Source organism: Bacillus sp. TE8-1 (assembly GCF_008368855.1).
Lineage (GTDB): Bacteria > Bacillota > Bacilli > Bacillales > Bacillaceae_G > Bacillus_A > Bacillus_A cereus.
The window spans coordinates 297,475-320,728 of the sequence record NZ_QPET01000014.1 but is presented as its reverse complement, the minus strand read 5'-3'; the positions used below and the strand labels follow the sequence as shown (position 1 = coordinate 320,728).

The window sequence follows — 23,254 nt, the reverse complement described above, 5'->3', positions numbered from 1 at the left end:
AAAACCTCCTTTAATGTATCACTGCGTCACAAGTTCATGCTCTTCCAAAAATTTCGTATTAAACTCACCTTTTACAAAATCAGGATGATCTAGCAATTGCAAATGGAACGGGATTGTTGTATGTACGCCTTCAATGACAAATTCACTAAGTGCGCGCTTCATTTTTGCAATTGCCTCTTCACGTGTTTTTCCGTGAACAATTAATTTAGCAACCATCGAATCATAGAAAGGTGGGATTGAATATCCCGGATATACAGCTGAATCGACGCGAATACCAAATCCTCCTGGTGGTAAATACATTTCTACTTTACCTGGAGATGGCATAAATTTTTTGGCAGGGTTTTCCGCATTAATTCGACATTCAATTGCCCAACCATTAAATTGTACTTCTTCTTGCTGTAACGATAACTTTTCTCCTGAAGCAACAAGAATTTGCTCTTTAATTAAGTCCATTCCCGTTACCATTTCAGTAACCGGATGCTCAACCTGAATTCTCGTATTCATCTCCATGAAATAAAAGGTTTTCGTTTTATATTCATAAATAAACTCAACCGTACCAGCACCTGTATAATCAACCGCTACCGCCGCTTTAACTGCCGCTTCACCCATCTGCTTGCGAATATCTTCATCAAGTGCAGGTGATGGACTTTCTTCTAATAGTTTTTGCAAACGGCGCTGAATTGTACAATCACGCTCTCCTAAATGAATGGCATTTCCGTGTGTATCTGCCATTATTTGAATCTCAACATGGCGGAAATCTTCAACGTACTTTTCTAAGTATACACCAGGGTTCCCAAAAGCGGTACTAGCTTCTTGCTGTGTAATTTGAATTCCTTTTATAAGCTCTTCTTCATGGCGTGCAACACGAATACCTTTTCCGCCGCCACCTGCAGTCGCTTTAATAATAACTGGATATCCAATTTGATTAGCAAGCTCGATCGCTTCTTCGGTATTTTTAATAATCCCTTGTGAACCTGGTACAATCGGAACCCCTGCTTCTTTCATTGTATCACGAGCAACGTCTTTTGTGCCCATCTTTGAAATAGCTTCTGGACTTGGACCGATAAAAATCAAGTTACATTCACGGCATAACTCTGCGAAATCTGCATTCTCTGCTAAAAATCCGTATCCCGGATGAATAGCATCGCAGCCTGTTAACTTCGCAACGCTAATAATGTTTGTCAAATTTAAATAGCTTTCTTTCGAAATCGTTGGTCCTACACAATACGCCTCGTCTGCAATCTGTACGTGAAGTGACTCTTTATCTGCTTCTGAATAAATTGCAACTGTTTCAATATCCATTTCTTTACAAGCACGAATAATTCGTACAGCAATTTCCCCACGATTGGCTATTAATACTTTTTTTATCATCACAAAGACTCCCTTATTACGCTTTTACAAGAAATAGCGGTTGTCCATACTCAACAAGTTGTCCGTTATTAACAAGAATTTCAACAATTTCGCCCTCTACATCAGCATCAATTTCGTTAAATAACTTCATAGCCTCGACAATACATACGATAGAATCTTTCGATACTCTATCCCCAACACTTACATATGGAGGGGTATCAGGCGAAGAAGAAGAATAGAATGTACCTACCATCGGTGATGTGATTTTATGTAGGTTTTCATTTTGAACAGCCTTCTTCTCTTCTTGTTTTGGTGCTTCTGCTTGTGCTGCTGCTACTTTCGTTTCAACTTCAACAGGCGCTACTGGTTGCATAGCTTGTTTTGCTGCAGGTGCTTGCACAGCAACAACTTCATTACCACGCTTTTTCATTTTGATTGTTGTACCGTCTTTTTTGTATTCAAATTCATCAATATTAGAGCTATCAATTAATTTAATTAATTCGCGAACTTCTTGAATTTTAAACATGTAAAATCCACTCCCATACTCTTGTTTGTCCCGTTTTTACAGATTCTCGTCACGAAAACTAGATTGACTGTAAAAATACGATGTACTCTATTAGAAAATATATTTCATTAACTAATAGAAATATTTACTATTTCCATCTTACGATAAATTTTTTAAACATTCCAATTTATATTTCTTTATAATAAATCGAAATTCCTGTAAAAATATTATTCCAATAAAAAATTTAATACCTAGTAATAATACCAAGTTTCACATGAAATTGGCAAGACCACTTCTAAAAAAACATTCACTACTTTTTCAAAACGTTACACAGCAAACATGCCATTCCCTCTCCACTCTTCACCACACCTATAGTCAATAACATATTTTTACCAAATATTTTTTTTTTGTTTACACGCCGTTCATCATTCCTTCATATAAGAATAGTATGTTCAAAGTGTAGAAAATATATTGTGTCGAGGTGTGGAAATATGATATGGCTCATTCTCTTTTTACCTGCTGTAATCGTTTGGGCATGCGTTCTTTTCATCCACGTCAAATCCGGAAAAAGTAATCATCAGTACCATGAACCACTAATCTTTTACTCACAACGTATTTCTCCGTTCCGAGTTGAACATAGTAAAAATAATTACAAAGACGAAATAGAAAAAAGCTATCGAAAATGATAGCTTTTTTCTATTCACACGTACTTACATACTCTTTTTACTATTTGCATACCCTTTGCTTAGTAAAAGATAATAATCCGCAGGGAAATCCCTACGGATTAAAGTTTCACTTATTTCGCTGGTGGATCAAATTTCACACCTACATCTTTTGATCCGCCTTCACTTCTTACAAGTTGAATAATTTTATTTGCTTCTTTCTGTGAATGTTTTGCCGCTTTAACCGTTACTCTAATATCAGTACCATCAGCTCTTACAAGAGCATCTGGATATCCTCCTTGAGATTTAATTACTGTCTCAAGTAATTCTTGCTTCGTTTCCATTGTAGTGATTGCATCAAAGTTATCTTTCGCTTTACTCTTTTCTGTCGCTGAAGATTTCGAAGAATTCATCACTTCTTGTAATTTTGCTTTCTCTTCACTACGCTGATCTTCCATTTGCATACGTAAAGCTGTGAAATTCTCATCACTTGATTGAACTGATACATTGCCCTCTTTTTTACTTGTTTCTTTTTTTGCATTTTCTTTTTTGTCTGTTTCTTTATTTGTTGTTTCTTTGCTTGTATTTTCTTTTTTCGGAGTTTCTTTAGGCGCTTCGTTTGTTACTGCTTTATCAGTACCTTGTTTTTCTTGTCCAATCTTTTCACCTGTTGCTGGCGATGCTGTATTCATTTTGTCAGGAGTTGTCACGTAATACACAGATAGTACAACAACTAAACTTAACATCGTTAATAGCCAAACTGTTTGTTTTTTTAACACTTTATTTCCTCCCTATCAATTTTTCGGTGAAACTGAAACGCGATGGGCCGGTACATCTAGCAGCCTTATCACAGCTTCTTTTACCATTGCTTTAACTTGTATATTATCCACTCCCTTTGCTACGACAAGAACACCACGTACTTTCGGCTTCTCTGTTCGTAAAACAACAGGAGTTTCTTTATCCCCTTCACGTATAATGACAGTCTTTTCATCAAGAGACTCGTCCTCTACTTCTCTCTTACCGCCTGTTTTATCTGTTTCACCTGTTGTTTGTGAGCGTTTCACTGTATTTTTTTCTAAAATTTTTTCTTCAGATGAATCCAAATTCACTTTAATCGTTACGTCTTTTACTCCTGCTATTTCTTCTAAAGCAGTTTTTAATTCTTGTTCATACGCTTTTTCATATTTTTCTACATTTGACATATTATCATTATTTTTTTGTCCAAAAGTTGGTACATCTTTTTTCTGGTTTTGAGTTTTTTGTTCTTTAAATACAGGTACTTCTTCTTTTTTACTTGAAAAAAAACTACTAGAAAACATAAGCAACATTCCAAGTATGAGTAGGACAAGTAAGAACTTAGGTGTTACCTTTCTTCCCTTCTCATTACTTTCTTTTTCATCTCCATTCAATAAGTTTCGAAAAAATGAGAACTTCGAATTTTTATCTTTATTGTCCATTTACTCTACCTGTCCTCCCTTCCATTTGAACTTGGATTTGTTTATTCTCTAGTTGCCACCTGCTTGAAAAGAAGTCTTTCATTTCTACATTCGTTTCCTCTACTTTTTTCGGTGGTTCTTTCGTGTTAATTTCAACTGGTTTTACTGTTTCGATTGCATCATTTTTACTACGTTCTTTTTCTTTTAACGTCACAACAACAGATTGAATATCTTTCGCTGACTTTACTTCCGCTGTGCTTTCCGCTGCGACTATTTGTATTTCAGAGACTGACATACCATACTGTTTCTCAAACTCTTTTCCTACTTCTTTTTTCATTTTGGTAGCCATCTCTTCTAAACTATATGCACGTGTTAGAGCTTGTATTTCTTTTTTCTTCGAATCTATTGAATTTTTTACAGATCCTTCTGCTACGTACTTTTCTTCATTAAAATTTGCAATTACTTCATTTACATCTGTCTGCAATAGTTTAAAAAGAGGTGTTAAAATTAATACGACTAACAAAAGACTTACAACGAATTTAACGTATTTTTGCAAATTCGAATTTGGAAGAATAAGATGAAGCATTGTCGCTAAGAGCAAAAAAACGATAATATTTCTGATCCACTCTGTAACAAATTGCATACTCTTCACCTCCTACCGCATCATAAGTGTAATATTCCCCGCAGCAATAATAATTGTAATACTTAAAAAGAACATAAATGATACGATAGCTAAGCAAGCAAATACGTAAATGATGCTTCGTCCAATAATGTCTAAGCATTGAATAATTGCTCCGCCGCCAACCGGTTGCAATACTGCTGCTGCGAATTTATAAATAAATGCGATACAGAAAATTTGAATCGCTGGAAAAGCAACAATTAAACATAAAATGACGAGCCCAATAATTCCGACTGTGTTTTTCAATAATCCTGATGCGCTAATAACAGTATCTGCCGCTTCTGTAAACATCCTTCCGACTACTGGAATGAAGTTCCCTGTTACAAATTTAGCAGTTTTCACAGCTATTCCATCAGCAACAGCTGTTGCTGTTCCTTGTACAGATAATACCCCTAAAAAAATCGTTAAAAAGATACCGATAATCCCAACGCTAACGTTTTGCAGAAGCTTGGACAATTTCGTCACTTTATATTGATCACTCATTGTACTTACAATACTTAATATCGTTGCCAGTAATAAAAGCGGTAGAACGATATAATTCATAAGAAGCCCGCTTGTATTCATTAAGAAAATGATAATCGGATGAAAGAAAGATACAGATACAACCCCGCCACCAGTCGCTATAAGCGCCAATAAAATTGGCAATAGCGCTAATATGAAATCTACCATTGTTTGTATCGTTTCTCTTGCATATGTCATAACGACATAAAAACTATTTAAAGCAAAAATAATAAGTACCATATATACAACAGCATCAGCAATTTTACTTACACTACTTTTTGAAAAAGCGGATTGCAGTGATTGCAACAATGCACTAAAGATTGTGAGCATAATGAGTGTGCCAAGCAGTTTTCCATTAGCTGCAAGCTCATGAAATAAATATTTTAATAACCCTATCATCCACTCTTTTAGAGAGAATTCTTTTTCTCCCTTTACAAACTCCATAAAACTCCCTTTTTGACTCTCTGGCAAATAGCCTCCATATTTTGTAACAAGCCCGTCCCAAAATTGCTTCACATCTTCAATTCCGAGCTTATCCAATTGTTGATCAACGACGTTTGTTTCTACAGGAGAAGCTTGTACAACAACTGGTAAAGAAAAGAAAAGGAAGCAAGCAAATAGCAGCTTAGCTCCAAACCTCCTCAACATTCACTCCCCCTTATCCCGTCGGTAAAAATCCGAGAATAGTTTCAATTACAACCGTCAAAATAGGAATTGCCATAACGAGAATTAAGATTTTCCCAGCAAGTTCAATTTTCGAAGCGATGGCACCTTGACCAGCATCTTTTGTAATTTGAGCTCCAAACTCGGCAATATAAGCAATTCCAATAATCTTTAGTAACGTTTCCACGTAGACGTTACTAACTTTCGCTTCACTCGCAACTCTCTCAATCATTTGTAAAATAGAATGAATTTGATCGATTAAAATAAGAAACATCACGCTACCTACGAACACAATAAATAAAGATGTAATACTAGATTTATGCTGGTTCAAAACAGCAGCTAAAAACGTAGCAACGAGGCCTAATCCGACAATTTGTATAATTTCGATTCGAACCGCCTCCTTTACTGGAAGAGAAAGACACTTTTAATCTTGTCGAATAGCGTATTAATTAAAAATGCAACATGAAATAAAATGACGACAAAACCGACAAGGATAACCCAATTTGCAATATCCTCACGCTTCAATTCTTTTAGTACAGTATGAATGAAAGCTAAAACAATGCCGATTCCGGCGATTTGAAATATTAATCCAACATCAATGGACATCGCCTTTCTCCCCCCTATAGCAGTAAAATTACAATAAGTAGCCCTGCTAGTACCCCTAAGCTCTTAATCATTTTTTCGTATTGCAGTTGTAAAGCTTTCGCTTCCTCTTCTTCTCTCTCCAAATGTGTAATACATAAGCGAATATGTTTTTGTTGTGATTCACGATCATGTTGCCCTAGCGTTTCACCAAATTGCTGCAGTATTTCATACTCGGTTTGTTGAAAAGCCGTCAACTTCCAATTCTCTTTCAAACTATCTATCCAAGCTTCCCTTACTGTTTGTTCTCCACTTTCTAGTTTTTTAGCGAAACTTTGAAATATCCAATTTAATGGCTTTGGCATTTGTTTAACTAATCGCTCGGCAGCCTCAGATAAAGGTGTGTGTCCATACATAATTTCTGCCTCTAATGATTGAAGTGCTGATTTTAATAACCTAAGTTGCCTCGGTCTCTCACTGTATCTTTTAGCGTACGAAAACCCGAAAAAGGTGCTGACCGCAACGATTAACACTGCACCAAATATTTTCACCATACGCCCTCAGCCTTTCTATTTGATAACACTGGTTTTCCATATTTATCTTTCACCTGCATAACCGTTCCTGGACCCCTCGCTTTTGACAACTCCACAAACCTATCAAATATACCAAGCTCTAGCACTGCCTTGAGCGATGGACGTCTCACAACATCCTCATAGGAAAATCCGTGTGCGCTTATAAAAAGCTGGACACCTGCATGCACTGCCTCCATAATTGCTTCACTATCTTCTTTACGGCCAATTTCATCTACGATCAAAATATCAGGACTCATAGAACGAATCATCATCATCATTCCTTCTGCCTTTGGACATGCGTCTAACACATCGACTCGGGTACCAAAATCATATTGCGGGATCCCTTTCACACAACCAGCAATTTCTGACCGTTCATCAACGATCCCCACTTTACAGGAAGGAATTTCCGAAGCACTTACCCCTTGACTCATGCAACGTGCTACATCTCTTAAGAGTGTCGTTTTTCCCGTTTGGGGAGGGCCAATTACCATCGTGTTTAACCACCTTTTTTCATACAAATATGGCAAAAGCGGTTCAGCAATCCCTATTTTTTGACGAGCAATACGAATATTAAAGGAAGAGACATCACGAATCATTTTCACTGCGCTTTTTTCTGTAATGACTTTTCCTGCTAACCCGATTCTATGCCCTCCGCGAAGCGTCACATACCCACGTTTTAATTCCTCTTCCATCGTATAAATTGAGAATTGACTTAACTTATTCAATAAGTAAATAGCATCCTCTGCAGTAGTGATATAGTCATAAAAAAACACCTTTCCGTGTGCAATACACTCTAGCGGCCTTCCAATTCGAACACGAATTTCCTCTAAAGCATCGTATTGCTTACATTCTTCAATTAAGTACTTCATCGTTTTTGGTAAAACTTCTAATACCTCTTTCATCGGCTTCTCCCCACTATACTCGACTTACTATTTCAGTAATGCGATAAAAATACAGCAAATTCCAAGCGCTAGAAAAAAGAGCTTCAAGAAAGAAATTTCACTTGCTACACTCGCTATCCCAATTGTCATTGTTAAAATTAATACGGTAGGTCCAACAAACGCCAACATACCATTTATAAACAACGCTTTCTTCGCATCATTCACATAAAGCATAAGCAAAGCAGCAAATATCTCCGCACTACCTGAAAATAATCGAAGTGCCCCCATAACAAGCACGGATGTTTCCATTGCCGCTAGCCACTGTTTCATTCTTCCACCTTCTCCCGTAACAGTTACTAACTTCGTATTCTAAAAAAGAATATATTTGTACAACCATATGCAGAGGTTGTCTATTTCAGAAGTAAAAACATAATTTTTCTCTAAATTCCGAATTACAATCTGAATATTCATATTATTTCATGGTATATTATGGTATATTTAGTTTAAAAGAGGTTTAAACCATGCAACACGTCACTTTATTACCACTAGATTTATGCCATACAAATGTGATTTTCGAGCTATCAAGTGATCCACATATAAAAAATGCATTGGGAATAACGGTAGAAAACATCGAAGACACGAAAACATTTCTTCTTTTCGCAATAGAAGAAGAGCGTCAAAAGAAATCCTTATCGAGAATGATTGTGAATGAAGAAAATGAAATAATTGGCCTCACCACACTTAAACATATTAATAATGAAAAAAAGCAATCTCACATTGGTAGTTGGCTCGGCTATCCGTACTGGGGAAAAGGCTATAACGAGGCTGCTAAAAAAGAAATCTTTAAAATCGCCTTTTTAGACTTACAACTTTCCTACGTATTTGCTGGTGCTAAAACGAATAATATCCGCTCACTAAAAGCACAAGAAAAACTACCTTATATTTCATTGCATGTGGAAAACAAGTTTCCAGACGAACACGCTGCACTAGAGAAAGAAGTAAAGTCACCTTGCTCTCTGCATGTCGTGTCACGTAAAAATTTTTTAAACTGGTTGAAATTACAAAATGAGGAGGAAAAATATGAAGGCATTGAAAATTAGTTTAACCGTTGTAGTAGAATTAGCTCTTATTTATCTTTTTTCATTATTAGTCGGTTGGTCATTTATAGAGACCTTTTTCCTTGGTAGTTTAGCAATATTTGCAATTATGTGGTTAATTATTATGAGTAACCATAGAAATAACATTACAGATCACGCAATAAGTAAAACATTAACTGGCGTTGAGACTGGCGAAATAAAACCATTTCAAATTGTTTTGACTCCATCTATTATGGGTACTCTTTCACTTGTTTTAGTCAGTTTTATAATAACAGCTATTTACTATCTACCCTATTTCCTATAAAAAAAGCACTCGTGAATTATCACGAGTGCTTTTTTACTATGCACGAGAAACGTATTTACCTTCACCAGTGTTGATGATAAGCATTTCGCCTTCGTTAATGAAGATTGGTACTTGTACAACAAGACCAGTTTCTAATGTAGCTGGTTTTGTTACGTTAGAAGCAGTATCACCTTTAATACCAGGCTCTGTTTCTGTAACTTGTAATTCAACTGTGTTTGGAAGTTCAACACCAAGTACTTCGCCTTGGTAAGTCATAATTGCTACTTCCATGTTTTCTTTTAGGAATTTAAGCTCGCGCTCGATTTGTTTTTCACCAAGTTCGATTTGCTCATAAGTTCCGTTATCCATAAATACATGAGCCTCACCGCTTGCGTATAAGTATTGCATACGACGGTTTTCGATGTGTGCTTTTTCTACTTTCTCACCTGCACGGAATGTTTTCTCTTGAACAGAACCTGTGCGAAGATTACGTAGTTTAGAACGAACGAATGCAGCACCTTTACCTGGCTTTACGTGTTGGAAATCAAGTACTTGCCAAAGGGCATTGTCCACTGAAATTGTTAAACCTGTACGAAAATCGTTTACTGAAATCATGTAAAAAAATCCTCCTGTGTATTACAAAATAATAAGTTCTTTTGGTGATTTCGTAATTACTTCATTACCTTCACTTGTCACAATGATATCATCTTCAATACGTACGCCGCCAATACCTGGAATATAAATACCTGGCTCTACTGTTACAGCCATACCTGGTTCAAGTACTATATCAGAACGGAACGCTAAACCTGGTGCTTCATGGATTTCAAGACCTATTCCATGACCAGTAGAGTGTCCAAAGTATTCACCATATCCTTTTTCCGTTATGTAGTCACGCGTTAGCGCATCAGCCTCGCGACCTGTTAAACCAGCTTTAATACCGTTCACACCACGTAATTGTGCTTCTAAAACGATATTATAAATTTCTTTTAATTTATCAGATGGTTCACCGACTGCAATCGTACGAGTAATATCAGAACAATATCCTTTGTAATAAGCGCCGAAGTCTAATGTAACGAAATCTCCTGTTTCTATCACTTTTTCAGATGCCACGCCGTGCGGTAATGCCGAACGAAGACCTGAAGCAACGATAATATCAAACGAAGAAGATGTTGCTCCTTGTTTTCTCATGAAAAATTCAAGTTCATTTGACACTTCAATTTCAGATACTCCCGGGCGAATGAATGATAGAATATGCTCAAAGGCAGCATCTGCAATCTGTGCAGCTTCCTTTAATATCTTAATCTCTGAATCAGTCTTTATCAAGCGTAACTTTTCTACAAGTCCAGAAGTCGGGATAAATTCAGCATCAATCGCTTCCTTATGCACTGAATAAGAACTATATGTAAGAGTATCTTGCTCAAAACCAAGTTTTTGAATTCCAAGCTCTTTCACTTGCTTTGCCACTTCATCAATGATCAATCCTGCGTGCTGTACAACCTCATATCCAACCGCTTGTTTACTTGCCTGCTCGACGTAACGGAAATCTGTAATAAATTGAGCACGATCTTTTGAAATAAGAACAACGCCTGCTGTTCCTGTGAAGTTAGCCATATATCTACGACTATGTTCATTTGTTAACAAAATACCGTCAATGCCAGCCTCATCAAATGCACTTCGTAATCTTTCAATTTTCTCCATTACTTTATGCCTCCCTCAATTTCTCCATTAATGCAAATAACGCTAACTTATAGCCATAAAAACCAAATCCTACAATTTGACCTGCACAAACAGCTGCCGTCACAGATTCATGACGGAACGATTCACGCTGATGAATGTTAGAAATATGTACTTCAATAACAGGAATCGAAATGCTCGCAATGGCATCACGAATCGCATAGCTATAATGCGTAAATGCTCCCGGATTTAAAATGATCCCTTCATATATATCTTCCGCTTCATGAATAATGTCGATAATGGCACCTTCATGATTCGATTGGAAACATTCTAACTCCACTCCCATTGTTTCTGCTTCTTGCTTCATATCTGCTTCAAGTGTCGCTAGCGTGCCCTTTCCATATACATTTACCTCACGAACACCGAGGCGATTTAGGTTAGGACCGTTTACGAGGAGTAACTTTTTCATATTCTTAAAACTCCTTAATATTAAATATCTATACAATATTTTAACATAGGAGTTACTTATTTGAATAGTTCGTCTTCTCTTGCCCTTCTTGTTCTGCTTTATTGCTATTTACTGCGTAAGAAACAGAATATGCTATAAACACACCATACAATATAAAAATACATATTGTCGTCACAATTGTCTCTTTTGGTAAATGGAGCGCACTTTTAATAACAGGAGCCATTAAACCCATCCCCAAAAACAGTAGTGCCCACCAAAATAGCCCATAAATAATTCCCGCTATAATCCCTTCAAACTTCGCAAAAAATGCTTTATACAAAAAGGCGATCAAAATTGAAAGAAGTCCCATACACACTATTCCGAACACATTGCCCCATACACCCTCTTTCCAACTTCCAAACGCAAATGGTAAAAGGAAATAATTCGGTCCCGCCTCCGTGAATGAAAATATATGAAGGAAATACCAGATCCCGCCCCAAAAGATTCCACCAAACAAACCAATCTGCACAAAATTCCTTGTTCCTAATTGTTCTTGACTCACATCGACACCTCCGCTCAATAGTATGCCCGAAACTATTTTGAAGCATGTTTAAATCCTGCGAAATTTGTCTATAAAAAGAATAAGAAATGTCCGACTCTCATAACATTTTCCCTTGTCATCTACTTGTATTTGCCGATAAAATAAAGGAAACTCGGTGATTGTCTTATTTCAAAACGACAGAACCCAGTATGACAATTGCCTCTTTTTCTACATAAGAGAGAAACAAATACAGGTTGGTGTTAACATGGCAGAAGAGTCAAAACAAATATATGGCGGGCAAGCGGTCATAGAAGGAGTTATGTTTGGCGGTAGAGAATATACTGTTACAGCGGTTCGTCGTAAAGATAAATCGATTGAATTTTATCGATTACCACGCGTTCGTAATAAAGTACTATCTACCCTAAAAAAAATTCCATTTTTACGAGGGATTGCCGCTATTGTGGATGCAAGTGCGAATGGAGCAAAGCATTTAAACTTCGCTTCAGAACGATTTGACGTCCACCCAGAAGATGATGAACAAATTGCAAATAAAAAAGAAGAACAATCAAAATTAACGATGGTATTAGGAGTTGCAGCTGTTGGCGTTTTATCTTTTATATTCGGTAAAGTCATTTTCACAGCAGTTCCTGCACTATTAGCTGAATTAACGAGACCGATTTTCCCATCTCATACTGGGCAAATCATTGTCGAAAGTGTCATTAAGCTCATGCTATTATTGAGCTATATATACTTTATTTCTTTAACCCCACTTATTAAGCGGGTATTTCAGTATCACGGTGCAGAGCATAAGGTAATCAATGCTTACGAGAATAACCTTCCTCTGACTGTAGAAAACGTTCAAAAGCAAACTCGTCTCCATTATAGATGCGGCAGTAGCTTTATTATATTTACAGTCATTATTGGAATGTTCGTTTATTTCCTAGTCCCTACAGATCCTCTTTGGGCACGAGTTATAAACAGGATTTTATTAATTCCAGTTGTACTTGGTATTTCTTTTGAAGTATTGCAATTTACAAATCGATTACGAGATATTCCCGTATTACGCGTACTTGGATATCCTGGATTATGGCTACAACTATTAACAACGAAAGAACCAACAGATGATCAAGTGGAAGTAGCAATTGCATCGTTTGAAGAATTATTACGTTTAGAGAACAAACAATAATTATTTAAAAATGGTGTTCAACTCCTTTCCTCATCGTTAATATACTAATTTCAATATATGTTTTTAGGAGGTGTCCCTTATGAACGGTCGTTCGTTTACTTTCGCTATATTTGTGCTTATTATCGGATTGGCAATATTCGGCCTTGTTTCATCTGTTATTACAAATCCCATGGGTGTATTAAGAAATATCGGGTACATGTTACTTGTTGTCGGTATCTTTTACTTGCTATACAAGATGTTTACAAATTCCAGTGGTTCCGCAAATTCGCAAAGCTCATATAAGCGTGCGGCAAAACAATCGAACCGCAAACATGGGAAACAAAATGTAGCACCCCTAGGCAATTCTTTCTTTAAGTCAAATACTTCTAATGACAAAAGTAAAAAAGGGAATTCTTCCACTTTGAAACGAAAAAGAAAACAGTCTCATTTAACTGTCATTGAAGGCAAAAAAAGCAAAAAGAAAGACCGTGCTTCCTTTTAGGAAATACGGTCTTTTTTTATACTTTGAAGCACTTCTTTTAAACTTTTCTCTCTCATACTTTCAATTCGAAGATGATGATTTTCAAACGGTAAATTCCGTGTCACATCATTAGGTACCACAACGCACGTTAATCCCGCTGCAACTGCTGCTCTCAATCCATTTAATGAGTCTTCAAATACAACAGCTTCAGATGGCTTAATTCCTAATTCTTCTATTGCAACTCGATAAAGAGCTGGATCTGGTTTTACCTTCTCAACATCTTCTCTCGTTTTAATTACTTCAAAATATTCTCGAATTTGTAGCTCTTCTAAAAAATGAATAACCCATTCTCTAGAAGAACTAGAAGCTAGTGCGATTTTTAATCCCATTTCTTTCGCTTCTTCTAAATATTCTTTTACCCCGTCACGAGCTTCTGGTATTCTCATTTTCTCTTTATGTAAAGTTGCCACTTTTTCTTTTAATACACTTTTGTTAAACTTCTCTTTTAATTGATCATTTAAATATGTATAAAGTACCTCATCTGTTGTTCCAATGCATTTCGCAAATTCCTCTAAAGGTAGTTCCCCGCCGTATTCACGAACAGCATCTCTGAAAGAGTGAAACCATATCGTTTCTGTGTCCACAATTAATCCATCAAAATCAAAAATAATTGCTTTCATAATTCTCCCATCCTTTTCGAATTGAAATAAAAAAGGAAACGCCATACGTTCCCCTTAATTACTTTTCTCTTCATTTGCTCTTTGAACACCGCGAAGCGTTTCCACTCGGACTGCATCTTGTTCAAAGTATTGCACTAAATCACCAATGCGATCAATCGCTTCCCAACTTAAATGATGTTCAATTCCTTCTACATCATTGTAAATTTTACTTTCATCCACACCGATAATACGCATAAATTGCTCTAGCAAGTCATGACGATATACGAGACGTTCTCCGATTTTTTTACCTTTTGTTGTTAATACAAGCCCTCTATATTTTTCATAAATTAGATATTCATCTTTGTCTAATTTTTGCACCATTTTTGTTACAGAGGATGGATGTACACTAAGCGCTTCAGCAATATCAGATACGCGGGCGTAACCCTTTTCATCAATCAACAAATAAATTTGTTCAATATAATCTTCCATACTAGGGGTAGGCATCGGTTTCCTCCATCCAAGTTCATTTTGCTTATTCCGTACGAAGCAATCAATAAAATGATACACCAGAAAGAATAACGTGACAAGTTGAAAACGAGCCTAAATATATAAAACAAAAAAGAATCTGTATTTGCATACAGACCCCCCTTAAGTAAAATATTGTATTTCTGCATTAGGAAAAAACTCATTTATATAACCTCTTATCGTTTCTTCCAATACTGCTGCATCATCCTTTTTATATACATATTTTCCGATGCCATATCGTCCCCATTTATACTTCCGCTTCTCTTCATCCATTTCAAGCTTCGTATTTGGATAACGCTCTTGAATAACCTTTTTCGCTGGTTTTGTAAAACGATGCTGAATTAATTCAAACGTTAAATTTGGTATCGTCATATCCTTCAGCGCATTGTACAGTCGCTCAAATAGTTCACGGTATCCTTCTTCCCATCCTTCATGCATATAAAGTGGCGCAACTATAAAACCAAGTGGATAACCCGCGCCTGCTACTTTACGAGCAGCTTCAATTCTTTCTTCAAACGGTGATGTCCCTGGTTCAAAATTTTTAATTACATACCGTGAATTAATACTAAACCTGAAACGCGTTTTCCCATTATGTTTTGCATCTAACAAATGATCAACGTGCGAATATTTCGTAACGAAACGCAAACGCCCATGCTCACTTTCTCCAATAAATTCAATCGCCCTCTTTAATGCATGTGTTAAATGATCAATCCCAACGATATCTGATGTACAAGCAGCTTCAAACCTTGTGATTTCAGGTGCTCTTTCATCCATATATTGCTGTGCCTTCTCAAATATTTCATCAAGATTCACATACACGCGAACGTAAGGCTTACTCCCAAGTGTCGTTTGCAAATAACAATAATGACAATGTCCCATACATCCTGTTGCAAGCGGAATTGCATATTCAGCTGACGGTTTTGAAGTATCAAACTTTAATGTCTTCCTCACCCCAACGACAAGCGTTGCTTTTGCATTACGATACTTTTGTAAATCATTTTCACCCGGCAAATTCCGAATTTGATTATGGGATGTCGTTTCACGAATTTCTAATCCCATCTTCGTAAACTTCTCATAAAGCTCTTTTCCAAGTGGATATTCAAGTGCCTTCGGTTCAAAGTACACGAGTTTTGGCATAAATGGTTTCATACGCTTCCCTCCTCTCGTTAGTATGGGAAACATTGAAAAATTAACACTCATTAAAGTTTTCCACTTCAGTAACTTGCGTTGCAAGTTACTGAATGTTATAATCCGGATAACAGCTACCTTGCAACGCAAGTTACCTGAGTAAAAGGTGGTGAAATCATGCACAGCCAAATGTTAAAAGGTGTACTAGAAGGTTGTATCCTATACATCATTTCACAAGAAGAAGTGTACGGATATGAACTGAGCACAAAATTAAATAAACATGGCTTTACATTCGTAAGCGAAGGAAGCATCTATCCGTTATTATTACGTATGCAAAAAGAAAAATTGATCGAAGGCACATTAAAAGCTTCCTCACTCGGTCCAAAGCGAAAATATTATCACATAACCGATAAAGGATTAGAACAACTTAAAGAATTTAAACAAAGCTGGGGAATGGTTTCTACTACGGTAAATAACTTATTACAGAGGGAGTGATAGGGATGAATGCACAAGACATGATTGAATTGAATAATAAAAAACGTGAGCTTCTAACTTCCGAAAACGAGGCTGCTTATGGTGATATGTTAGTATATCTTCGAATATCAAACGTACCCGAGCAACAAATGGAAGAACTGTTACTAGAAATATTAGATCACCTCATCGAAGCACAAGCAGAAAATAAAAACGCTTATGACATCTTCGGAGATAATTTACAATCTTATTGCGATGAACTTATATCAGCTTTACCAACTCAAACAAAGTTAGAAAAAGCCTCTTTAATTGGATTTTCTATTAGCTTACTTCTTGCTATACAGTTTGGCATAAATGCAATTATTTCATTTTTTATGTTTTTCTTTGAAAAAAACAATACATTATCAAGTCCGCCTTTTAGCATCCTTGGAACTACTTTGTCCGTTTCAATAATTATACTAGGTATACTATTTATTTTATATTTATTAAAGCGTTACTCCTTTAATCAGAAAATGAATTGGAAAAGAAGAATTCTATTTGGATTCGCATTTGCTACTCCATTTTGTTCCGCTGTATTCTTAAATATTTATTTCCAAAAGCAACCTTACCTCATTTATCATCTAAACTTTTGGCAAAATGCTTTAATTGCTATCTTATTTTTTATTTTATATAAATTACTATATAAAAAATCAAATTTTTAACAGCCCTTCAAAAGGCTGTTTTTTCTTCTGTCTAATTTTACAAATTGAAAAATTTCATAAAGAAAATAAGAAAAATGCAAAATAATTAAAGTTAATTGTTGACGTGATGCTTTTATTATCGGTATCATAAATCTTCGTGAGCAATTATTTTTCGTTATACGATTTTTTTATTATTACTGAATTTTTGAGAGGAGAAATTAGATGTCAGTTAAGAAGAAAACGCAAGTACGCACCGGCAAAATGGTACGTGAACTAATGTTAGCAGACGAAGATGTAAATGCTTCGCTAATTATGGTATATAGTGAAAACGGTGTAAACGCAGAAATTAAAATCGAGGGCTTAACGCCGAAATGTAACGAAGAATTATTTTTGAGCGGAAACGTGGATTGGAACAAGAGTGTTATTTATAAAATTGTTGATTTCACTGGAAACGCTGAAGTTGGTAAAGTTACATTAACAGCGATGAACAAAAACAATGTGTCTCTAGAAATTGAACGCGTTATGTGGAGTAAAGAAAATAAAGAAGCTGCCGAGCAAGAAGAAACACAGGTAGAAGCAGCACCGAAAAAAGAAGTAGTTGTAGAAGCTCCAAAAGCAATTACACCTGCTCCTAAGCCTGTTACGCGTGTGGAAACACCTGCTATGGCACCTAAGCCTACTCCGGTACCGACACCGAAGCCAGTAAGCGTAGAAGCAGCTGTAGAACTAGTTACTCCAGCGCCTGTGAAAAAAGCAGTCCCTACTCCAGTTACAAAGCAAGAGACAGCACCGGTTGCTCCTGCAAAACCGAAGCAGCCTGCTTTGACTGAAACAAATTCAAAACTACAAGAAAATTATGTTAAACTCGTGAAAAAGACAATTGAAGTTTGTCAAGATTACGAGCTTGGCATCGACATAGATGATTCTATTGAAAGCTTAAAAGAAGAACTACAAAGCCAAGGTATTAGCGTTACATTTGACAAAGAAATTATGGACGTTGTAAGTCGCCTTCGTTCTTTACAAGATAAAGGAATCAAAGTAGAAAAAGTACTTAATTTACTATAAAAAAATAAGAGGTGGCAATTGCCATCTCTTATTTTTTATAATTCCACTCATTACTTTCATACTTTTCTTTCGCTAACGTTTGAACTTCATGTAACTGTTCTTCTGTTAATTCATATGGAACAAGTTCTACATCCAATCCTTTTTCAAAGCCAACTTCAAACGCTTTAATTAACTGTTCTATCGTAAATGTACGGTCTGTTAATTCATTAATTGCTACTGCTTTAGAAGAGAACATACTCTTCATACGTTCCTTCACACGTTCATTTGGGAATAAAAATAGATCATATAGTTCATCTAAATCAATTTCTAATGGAATCGATCCATGCTGTAAAATAACACCTTTTTGACGTGTTTGAGCACTACCAGCAATTTTTCGTCCTTCCACTACAATTTCATACCAAGATGGTGCATCAAAACATACGCCTGAACGTGGATTTTTTAAATTTTCACGATCTGCTTCTGTTTTTGGAACTGCATAATAGGCTTCTAACCCTAATGCCTTAAAACCATCTAATAAACCTTGCGAGATAACACGATACGCTTCTGTAACTGTTTTCGGCATATTCGGATGATCTTCAGACACAATAACACTATACGTTAACTCTTTGTCATGTAGTACACCCCTGCCGCCTGTTTGACGACGAACGAATCCATATTTCTTTTCGTTAACTACATCCATATTAATATCTTTTTCAACACGTTGAAAATACCCAACTGTTAATGTTGGTACTTCCCATTCATAAAAACGAATTGTTGGTGGCATTTTCTTTTCACTTTGCCAATTTAATAAACATTCATCTAACGCCATATTAAATGCCGGTGAACATTGACCAGAGTTAATATAACACCATTTTTCTTTTCCCATCCTGCACCTCATATAACCAATTATTTTTCACATTCTCTAGTCTACCAAATTCGACAAAATTTGTGAAAGAATACGAAATTTCTTCTTATATGCAAATGAATCTGTTGCATAAATACATAAGGGCATTATAATATTGAAAGTAGGATAAGAAAAAAGGGAGCGATAGAATCGTGTCAACAACTTGGATTATTTTATTAGCCGTAATCGTAGCATTTATCGGCTACACTGTATGGATGTACTTCTATCAGAAAAAATTAATTAAAACTCTTACAGAAGAAGAATTTCGCGCTGGCTACCGTAAAGCACAGCTTATCGATATTCGTGAAGCAGACGAATATAACGCAGGGCATATTTTAGGTGCACGTAACATTCCGTTATCACAAATTCGCCTTCGCCATAAAGAACTTCGTCAAGATCAACCTGTTTACTTATATTGCCAAAGCGGATTCCGTACAGGTCGTGCAGCGCAATACTTAAAAAAACAAGGCTACAAAGATTTCTACCAATTACAAGGTGGATTTAAATCTTGGACAGGCAAAATTAAAAAGAAATAATAACATACAAAAAACTAGCTGAATAAATCAGCTAGTTTTTTCATTTCATCTTATTCGCAATGTATAATAAATTCTGCTTGATTACCTTTTCATCGTTCTCTTCTACATTCCGATACAGCAGTTGATATTCAATTCCTTTCTCTTTCCATATAAGCGTAGCAAATTCGTCACCACGTTCATAATCATCTTTATTTTTAAAATAAGCAGACGTTCCATTATTCAGTTTCATTTGTTCTTGAAATCGCTTCTCTTCCACAAGATCCGGAAAACTATAAGGAAAGTTCGCGACATTTAACTCAATATACTCATTTCTACCTGGTTCTTTCTGTTTATATTTAATCGTTAAGACAGTGTTCTTTTTCCCAAGCGTTCTTACTTCCCCCTTCACATCACTTGTAATATCGTACGGTAAAAACGTTGGAACTTTAAACTTCACCGGAAAATATTTTGGAAGTTCCTTTAGCGGAATAGGATCCGTAACACGATCCATAGCTCCTCCCGTTGTTCCCACAAAGTGTTTTTCTTCTTGCATCGTTTGCTGAAACGAACACGAACTAAGCACGAAACTAGAAAACACGAAACAAATGATTCTTTTTTTCAATTTGTTTCCGCCCTTTCATACCGCTCTCTTAACGAACGAAGCGTTGATATTCTCTTCATATTCGCCTTGTCACCAAACTCCACCTTTGAAAACTTTCCACGTTATTCTCACACATTTTGACAACACTTTTTGCAAACAAAAAAGACCCCTATCATTCTTACGCCCAAATGAAAAGGTTACGCGAATAAAAAGAAGTCTTATTAATACCATAGTTTGTGAAAAGCTTTTCAGGTCAAGATTTTTTCTTTCTTATTATTTTCCCTTTATAATAAGGGAAAGAGGTGATACATATGGCCAATATAAAACAAATTGCTAAAACTGCTGGTGTATCGATATCAACTGTTTCTCGTGTCCTGAATAATCACCCTTACGTAAAAGAAGAAAAGCGTAAGCGTGTTCTAGATGCTGTTGAAGAATTAAACTACGCAAAAAATATAAATGCTGTCCATTTAATAAGAGGGAAAACATATACAATTGGCGTTATGCTTCCTTTCATTAACCTCCCCTACTTCAGTACGATTATTGAAGGAATCGGAAACGAAGCGTTATTAGCTGGGTATCATATTAATTTATGTCAAACGAATTACGATAGCATTGAAGAAATTCGTGTTCTTGAAATGATGAAAATGAAACAATTTGATGGGATGATTATTTGCTCCCGAACGAGCTCTTGGGAACAAATCGAACCTTTTGCAAAATTTGCCCCTATTATTTCATGTGAAAAAATGAAGCATCCCCTCATTTCATCCATCTACGTAGATCATTATGAAGGTTTCCGTCTTGGTACTGCCTATTTACTAAGTAGAGGCCATGAAAAAATCGGAATTTGTTTAGCCAGAAAAACAAGTGTAAATTCCATGGAGCGCGAAAAAGCGTTCGCCGATACACTTCGTAACGAAGGCAAAACGTTGCATCCTGAATGGATTTTCCACCAATGCTATACAATGCAGGACGGAGCACAAATACTCCATCGTATTTTAAATATGAAAAATCGTCCAACTGCTATTTTCACAGCGAACGATCAAGTTGCAGCTGGTTTATTAACAGAGGCTCGAAAACATGGTATTCGAGTACCTGAAGACCTTGCTATCCTTGGATTTGATAATCATGAAATTTCAAAGGCATTAGAAATTTCCACAATTGAACATCCCGGTCTCGCAATGGGCTCACATGCTTTTTCTTTATTCCATAAGCAGATCCAAAGCGAGCAAATTGTCGGCAGTGCAAAAGAACTTTCATTCCATTTAATTGAGCGAGAGACTGTCTAAAAAGAGCGTTACTTATAACGCTCTTTCTCAGCTCTTCACCTATTGACTTTATATTTCCCATCTCATATAATGAACCTAACGAACGGTAGGTAGGGGATGAAAATGACAGCAAACCGCATTAAAGCTGTAGCACTTTCTCATTTCGCACGCTACGGCTATGAAGGAACTTCATTGGCAAATATTGCTCAAGAAGTTGGGATTAAAAAACCATCGATTTACGCACACTTTAAAGGAAAAGAAGAGCTATATTTCATATGCTTAGAATCTGCTCTTCAAAAAGATTTGCAGAGCTTCACAGGCGATATCGAAAGCTTTTCCAATTCGTCCACTGAAGAATTGCTTTTAAAATTATTAAAAGGGTATGCAAAACGATTTGGTGAAAGTGAAGAATCAATGTTTTGGTTACGAACTTCTTATTTTCCGCCTGATGCATTTCGCGAACAAATTATTAATAAAGCAAATGTACACATTGAAAACGTCGGAAAACTTTTATTCCCTGTATTTAAAAGAGCAAGCGAACAAGATGAGCTGCATAACATTGAAGTAAAAGACGCCTTAGAGGCTTTTCTATGCTTACTCGACGGTCTTATGGTTGAACTATTATACGCAGGTTTAAATCGTTTTGAGACACGTTTAGACGCTTCTTGGAAAGTATTTTGGCGCGGACTTTCAAACTGACGGATTGCTCCTTTGCAATGCGTCGTTTTTAAGCCCTTTACCTAACGACTGGTAGGAAGGAGAAATGACATATGGCATGGATTTATGTAATCATCGCTGGTATTATTGAAATATTTTGGGTGATTGGACTAAAAAAAGCAGAGGCACCACTTGAATGGGCTGGTGTTGCTCTATTAATTACAATTAGTTTCGTCTTATTATTTAGAGCTTATAAAGATTTACCTGTCGGCACTGTATACGCAGTCTTTACAGGAATCGGAGCTGGCGGAATCGTTCTTACAGAGATTTTCATCTTCGGAGAACCTTTCTCTATCGTAAAAGTTTTATTAATCGGTTTAATCTTCTTCGGAGTAATTGGTTTAAAACGAGTAACAGAAGAAAAAGAAGCGAAGGAGGCCGCATAAAATGGCTTGGGTATTTTTAATTCTAGCTGGTATTTGTGAAATTATTGGTGTACTCTTTATGAAAGTAGCCACTGAAAAGAAAGGCTGGGCACCAAAAGTTATTTTAATCGCTAACTTCGGCGTAAGCTTCTTCTTCTTATCTCTTGCGATGAACACATTACCGATGGGAACTGCTTACGCAATTTGGACTGGAATCGGAACTGCTGGAAGTGCACTTCTAGGCATTCTCATTTTCCGAGAATCAGCGGATTGGCGTCGTCTTGCTTTCTTAAGCTGTATTCTATGCGGCGCTGTTGGCTTAAAACTATTAAGCTAACGTGAGGTGAATGTCATGTGGAAAGAACAAGGAAAGAAAATATTAGCATGGATCACACTTGGTATCGTCATTCTATTACAAATAAGTTTTCATATAATAGAATCATTGTTTCATAAAGTATTATCCATTCTCACATTCCTTCCTAACATGACACTTGAAATTATATCGATTGTTTGGTCCATTATCGCCTCCCTTGCAATCGTCATTATATGGAGTATCGCCAAACTATGGAATAAGTTATTTAAAAAGGACAGTATTTCTGAAAAAGAATAACTGTCCTTTTTTATATTCATTCAGACTTTCTGTAGAAGTTACATGTGATAAGACAAAACAGACCAATTATGGCAATACTTATACCAACCCCTTTATGTAAACTTGGAAATAACAGTGGTATATCCGAGTAAACATTTGCTAATATGAGGCCGATTGAAAATAAAAATATTCCTATTCTATATAACCATTTTCTTTTGTTCATCATTCTCCCCTCCTAACATTTTTCATATACTCCTTTCTTTTGGAC

Annotated in this window: 35 protein-coding genes; 14 read left to right on the top strand and 21 right to left on the bottom strand. The window is 36.2% G+C overall.

The features are described 5' to 3' along the window. Positions 1-18: 18 nt before the first annotated feature. Together accC and accB are read right to left on the bottom strand one after the other, a co-directional pair. Positions 19-1,371 (bottom strand): acetyl-CoA carboxylase biotin carboxylase subunit, encoded by a 1,353-nt coding sequence (gene accC / locus DN404_RS13500; RefSeq protein ID WP_000592870.1) that lies wholly within the window; start codon positions 1,369-1,371, stop codon positions 19-21. Between the two features lie 16 nt (positions 1,372-1,387). Continuing rightward, entirely contained in the window at positions 1,388-1,876 is a 489-nt protein-coding gene (gene accB, locus DN404_RS13495) for an acetyl-CoA carboxylase biotin carboxyl carrier protein (RefSeq protein ID WP_000472859.1), read from the bottom strand. Positions 1,877-2,346: 470 nt separating this feature from the next. Between accB and DN404_RS13490 the strand changes: the two genes are divergently transcribed. Continuing rightward, positions 2,347-2,541, top strand: a complete 195-nt coding sequence (locus DN404_RS13490; RefSeq protein WP_000638000.1) for a hypothetical protein — start codon at positions 2,347-2,349, stop codon at positions 2,539-2,541. Between the two features lie 110 nt (positions 2,542-2,651). Here the strand turns inward: DN404_RS13490 and DN404_RS13485 are convergent, their stop codons facing one another. The 9 genes from DN404_RS13485 to DN404_RS13445 are packed head-to-tail and all read right to left on the bottom strand — an operon-like array spanning position 2,652 to position 8,161. Next, the gene (locus DN404_RS13485; RefSeq protein ID WP_000914709.1) at positions 2,652-3,296 is read right to left on the bottom strand and encodes a SpoIIIAH-like family protein; all 645 of its coding nucleotides are present in this window, start codon (positions 3,294-3,296) and stop codon (positions 2,652-2,654) included. 15 nt (positions 3,297-3,311) lie between these two features. After that, positions 3,312-3,974 carry a stage III sporulation protein AG gene (spoIIIAG, locus tag DN404_RS13480; RefSeq protein ID WP_149215129.1) on the bottom strand — a complete coding sequence of 221 codons (663 nt, stop codon included), beginning with the start codon at positions 3,972-3,974 and terminating at the stop codon, positions 3,312-3,314. Continuing rightward, entirely contained in the window at positions 3,964-4,596 is a 633-nt protein-coding gene (spoIIIAF, locus tag DN404_RS13475; protein ID WP_001161052.1) for a stage III sporulation protein AF, read from the bottom strand. The genes spoIIIAG and spoIIIAF overlap by 11 nt, the downstream gene beginning before the upstream one ends. Positions 4,597-4,608: 12 nt before the next feature. Continuing rightward, complete coding sequence (spoIIIAE, locus tag DN404_RS13470) at positions 4,609-5,781, bottom strand: stage III sporulation protein AE (RefSeq protein WP_000946110.1); 1,173 nt, start codon at positions 5,779-5,781, stop codon at positions 4,609-4,611. Positions 5,782-5,791: 10 nt separating this feature from the next. Beyond that, positions 5,792-6,175 carry a stage III sporulation protein AD gene (gene spoIIIAD, locus DN404_RS13465; protein WP_077393170.1) on the bottom strand — a complete coding sequence of 128 codons (384 nt, stop codon included), beginning with the start codon at positions 6,173-6,175 and terminating at the stop codon, positions 5,792-5,794. A 23-nt stretch (positions 6,176-6,198) separates the two neighbouring features. Next, entirely contained in the window at positions 6,199-6,402 is a 204-nt protein-coding gene (gene spoIIIAC, locus DN404_RS13460) for a stage III sporulation protein AC (RefSeq protein ID WP_000020914.1), read from the bottom strand. Positions 6,403-6,416: 14 nt separating this feature from the next. Next, a complete protein-coding gene (gene spoIIIAB / locus DN404_RS13455; protein WP_000238702.1) occupies positions 6,417-6,932 on the bottom strand; it encodes a stage III sporulation protein SpoIIIAB in 516 nt (171 codons plus the stop codon). Further along, entirely contained in the window at positions 6,926-7,852 is a 927-nt protein-coding gene (spoIIIAA, locus tag DN404_RS13450) for a stage III sporulation protein AA (RefSeq protein ID WP_000665905.1), read from the bottom strand. The genes spoIIIAB and spoIIIAA overlap by 7 nt, the downstream gene beginning before the upstream one ends. A gap of 27 nt (positions 7,853-7,879) precedes the next feature. Beyond that, the gene (locus DN404_RS13445; protein ID WP_000816050.1) at positions 7,880-8,161 is read right to left on the bottom strand and encodes a YqhV family protein; all 282 of its coding nucleotides are present in this window, start codon (positions 8,159-8,161) and stop codon (positions 7,880-7,882) included. 191 nt (positions 8,162-8,352) lie between these two features. Between DN404_RS13445 and DN404_RS13440 the strand changes: the two genes are divergently transcribed. Together DN404_RS13440 and DN404_RS13435 are read left to right on the top strand one after the other, a co-directional pair. Then, a complete protein-coding gene (locus DN404_RS13440) occupies positions 8,353-8,931 on the top strand; it encodes a GNAT family N-acetyltransferase (protein WP_001164981.1) in 579 nt (192 codons plus the stop codon). Further along, positions 8,912-9,232, top strand: coding sequence for a hypothetical protein (locus DN404_RS13435; RefSeq protein WP_000645571.1), 321 nt, complete (start codon positions 8,912-8,914; stop codon positions 9,230-9,232). The genes DN404_RS13440 and DN404_RS13435 overlap by 20 nt, the downstream gene beginning before the upstream one ends. 36 nt (positions 9,233-9,268) lie before the next feature. Here the strand turns inward: DN404_RS13435 and efp are convergent, their stop codons facing one another. From efp to DN404_RS13415, 4 genes are read right to left on the bottom strand one after another with little or no spacing between them, the layout of a single operon-like run. Next, the gene (gene efp / locus DN404_RS13430; protein ID WP_000626516.1) at positions 9,269-9,826 is read right to left on the bottom strand and encodes an elongation factor P; all 558 of its coding nucleotides are present in this window, start codon (positions 9,824-9,826) and stop codon (positions 9,269-9,271) included. Positions 9,827-9,847: 21 nt separating this feature from the next. Continuing rightward, a complete protein-coding gene (gene pepQ, locus DN404_RS13425; RefSeq protein WP_000411039.1) occupies positions 9,848-10,909 on the bottom strand; it encodes a Xaa-Pro dipeptidase in 1,062 nt (353 codons plus the stop codon). 4 nt (positions 10,910-10,913) lie between these two features. Next, a complete protein-coding gene (gene aroQ, locus DN404_RS13420; RefSeq protein ID WP_000735140.1) occupies positions 10,914-11,354 on the bottom strand; it encodes a type II 3-dehydroquinate dehydratase in 441 nt (146 codons plus the stop codon). A 52-nt stretch (positions 11,355-11,406) separates the two neighbouring features. Beyond that, positions 11,407-11,895: a YqhR family membrane protein gene (locus DN404_RS13415; RefSeq protein ID WP_000076881.1), complete on the bottom strand. Its 489-nt coding sequence runs from the start codon at positions 11,893-11,895 to the stop codon at positions 11,407-11,409. Positions 11,896-12,139: 244 nt separating this feature from the next. On the opposite strand from DN404_RS13415, the gene DN404_RS13410 reads away from it, so the two are divergent. Then, complete coding sequence (locus tag DN404_RS13410) at positions 12,140-13,060, top strand: DUF1385 domain-containing protein (RefSeq protein WP_000807121.1); 921 nt, start codon at positions 12,140-12,142, stop codon at positions 13,058-13,060. A gap of 79 nt (positions 13,061-13,139) precedes the next feature. Continuing rightward, positions 13,140-13,541 carry an SA1362 family protein gene (locus DN404_RS13405; protein ID WP_001014463.1) on the top strand — a complete coding sequence of 134 codons (402 nt, stop codon included), beginning with the start codon at positions 13,140-13,142 and terminating at the stop codon, positions 13,539-13,541. On the opposite strand, the gene DN404_RS13400 is transcribed toward DN404_RS13405, so the two are convergent. The 3 genes from DN404_RS13400 to splB all read right to left on the bottom strand — a co-directional run bounded on the left by DN404_RS13400 (position 13,538) and on the right by splB (position 15,853). Beyond that, entirely contained in the window at positions 13,538-14,200 is a 663-nt protein-coding gene (locus DN404_RS13400) for an HAD family hydrolase (protein WP_025687934.1), read from the bottom strand. The genes DN404_RS13405 and DN404_RS13400 overlap by 4 nt on opposite strands. A gap of 54 nt (positions 14,201-14,254) precedes the next feature. Further along, positions 14,255-14,683, bottom strand: a complete 429-nt coding sequence (mntR, locus tag DN404_RS13395) for a transcriptional regulator MntR (protein WP_001143084.1) — start codon at positions 14,681-14,683, stop codon at positions 14,255-14,257. Between the two features lie 144 nt (positions 14,684-14,827). Continuing rightward, on the bottom strand, positions 14,828-15,853 hold the full coding sequence (gene splB / locus DN404_RS13390; RefSeq protein ID WP_000802121.1) for a spore photoproduct lyase: 1,026 nt from the start codon (positions 15,851-15,853) through the stop codon (positions 14,828-14,830). A 156-nt stretch (positions 15,854-16,009) separates the two neighbouring features. On the opposite strand from splB, the gene DN404_RS13385 reads away from it, so the two are divergent. The 3 genes from DN404_RS13385 (at position 16,010) to DN404_RS13375 (ending at position 18,048) form a co-directional block, all read left to right on the top strand. After that, a complete protein-coding gene (locus DN404_RS13385) occupies positions 16,010-16,327 on the top strand; it encodes a PadR family transcriptional regulator (protein ID WP_000556079.1) in 318 nt (105 codons plus the stop codon). 5 nt (positions 16,328-16,332) lie between these two features. Beyond that, entirely contained in the window at positions 16,333-17,004 is a 672-nt protein-coding gene (locus tag DN404_RS13380; protein ID WP_000993584.1) for a DUF1129 family protein, read from the top strand. Between the two features lie 201 nt (positions 17,005-17,205). Then, complete coding sequence (locus DN404_RS13375; protein ID WP_000111900.1) at positions 17,206-18,048, top strand: hypothetical protein; 843 nt, start codon at positions 17,206-17,208, stop codon at positions 18,046-18,048. A gap of 28 nt (positions 18,049-18,076) precedes the next feature. On the opposite strand, the gene DN404_RS13370 is transcribed toward DN404_RS13375, so the two are convergent. After that, positions 18,077-18,913 carry a lipoate--protein ligase family protein gene (locus DN404_RS13370; RefSeq protein ID WP_000514081.1) on the bottom strand — a complete coding sequence of 279 codons (837 nt, stop codon included), beginning with the start codon at positions 18,911-18,913 and terminating at the stop codon, positions 18,077-18,079. Positions 18,914-19,083: 170 nt separating this feature from the next. Between DN404_RS13370 and DN404_RS13365 the strand changes: the two genes are divergently transcribed. Beyond that, on the top strand, positions 19,084-19,467 hold the full coding sequence (locus DN404_RS13365; RefSeq protein WP_000108653.1) for a rhodanese-like domain-containing protein: 384 nt from the start codon (positions 19,084-19,086) through the stop codon (positions 19,465-19,467). A 40-nt stretch (positions 19,468-19,507) separates the two neighbouring features. Here DN404_RS13365 and DN404_RS13360 read toward each other — a convergent pair whose 3' ends face one another. Next, on the bottom strand, positions 19,508-20,044 hold the full coding sequence (locus DN404_RS13360) for a hypothetical protein (protein ID WP_033666640.1): 537 nt from the start codon (positions 20,042-20,044) through the stop codon (positions 19,508-19,510). A gap of 314 nt (positions 20,045-20,358) precedes the next feature. Here DN404_RS13360 and DN404_RS13355 point away from each other — a divergent pair, with 314 nt between their 5' ends. The 5 genes from DN404_RS13355 to DN404_RS13335 all read left to right on the top strand — a co-directional run bounded on the left by DN404_RS13355 (position 20,359) and on the right by DN404_RS13335 (position 23,007). After that, a complete protein-coding gene (locus DN404_RS13355; RefSeq protein ID WP_001273985.1) occupies positions 20,359-21,336 on the top strand; it encodes a LacI family DNA-binding transcriptional regulator in 978 nt (325 codons plus the stop codon). A 96-nt stretch (positions 21,337-21,432) separates the two neighbouring features. Further along, positions 21,433-22,014: a TetR/AcrR family transcriptional regulator gene (locus tag DN404_RS13350; RefSeq protein ID WP_002005730.1), complete on the top strand. Its 582-nt coding sequence runs from the start codon at positions 21,433-21,435 to the stop codon at positions 22,012-22,014. A 71-nt stretch (positions 22,015-22,085) separates the two neighbouring features. Next, the gene (locus DN404_RS13345; protein ID WP_000312339.1) at positions 22,086-22,418 is read left to right on the top strand and encodes a DMT family transporter; all 333 of its coding nucleotides are present in this window, start codon (positions 22,086-22,088) and stop codon (positions 22,416-22,418) included. Between the two features lies 1 nt (position 22,419). Beyond that, positions 22,420-22,734: a DMT family transporter gene (locus DN404_RS13340; protein ID WP_000312623.1), complete on the top strand. Its 315-nt coding sequence runs from the start codon at positions 22,420-22,422 to the stop codon at positions 22,732-22,734. Between the two features lie 15 nt (positions 22,735-22,749). Then, positions 22,750-23,007 carry a DUF3975 family protein gene (locus DN404_RS13335; RefSeq protein WP_149215128.1) on the top strand — a complete coding sequence of 86 codons (258 nt, stop codon included), beginning with the start codon at positions 22,750-22,752 and terminating at the stop codon, positions 23,005-23,007. A gap of 16 nt (positions 23,008-23,023) precedes the next feature. Here the strand turns inward: DN404_RS13335 and DN404_RS13330 are convergent, their stop codons facing one another. Then, positions 23,024-23,212 (bottom strand): hypothetical protein, encoded by a 189-nt coding sequence (locus DN404_RS13330; protein ID WP_016123326.1) that lies wholly within the window; start codon positions 23,210-23,212, stop codon positions 23,024-23,026. Positions 23,213-23,254 lie beyond the last annotated feature (42 nt).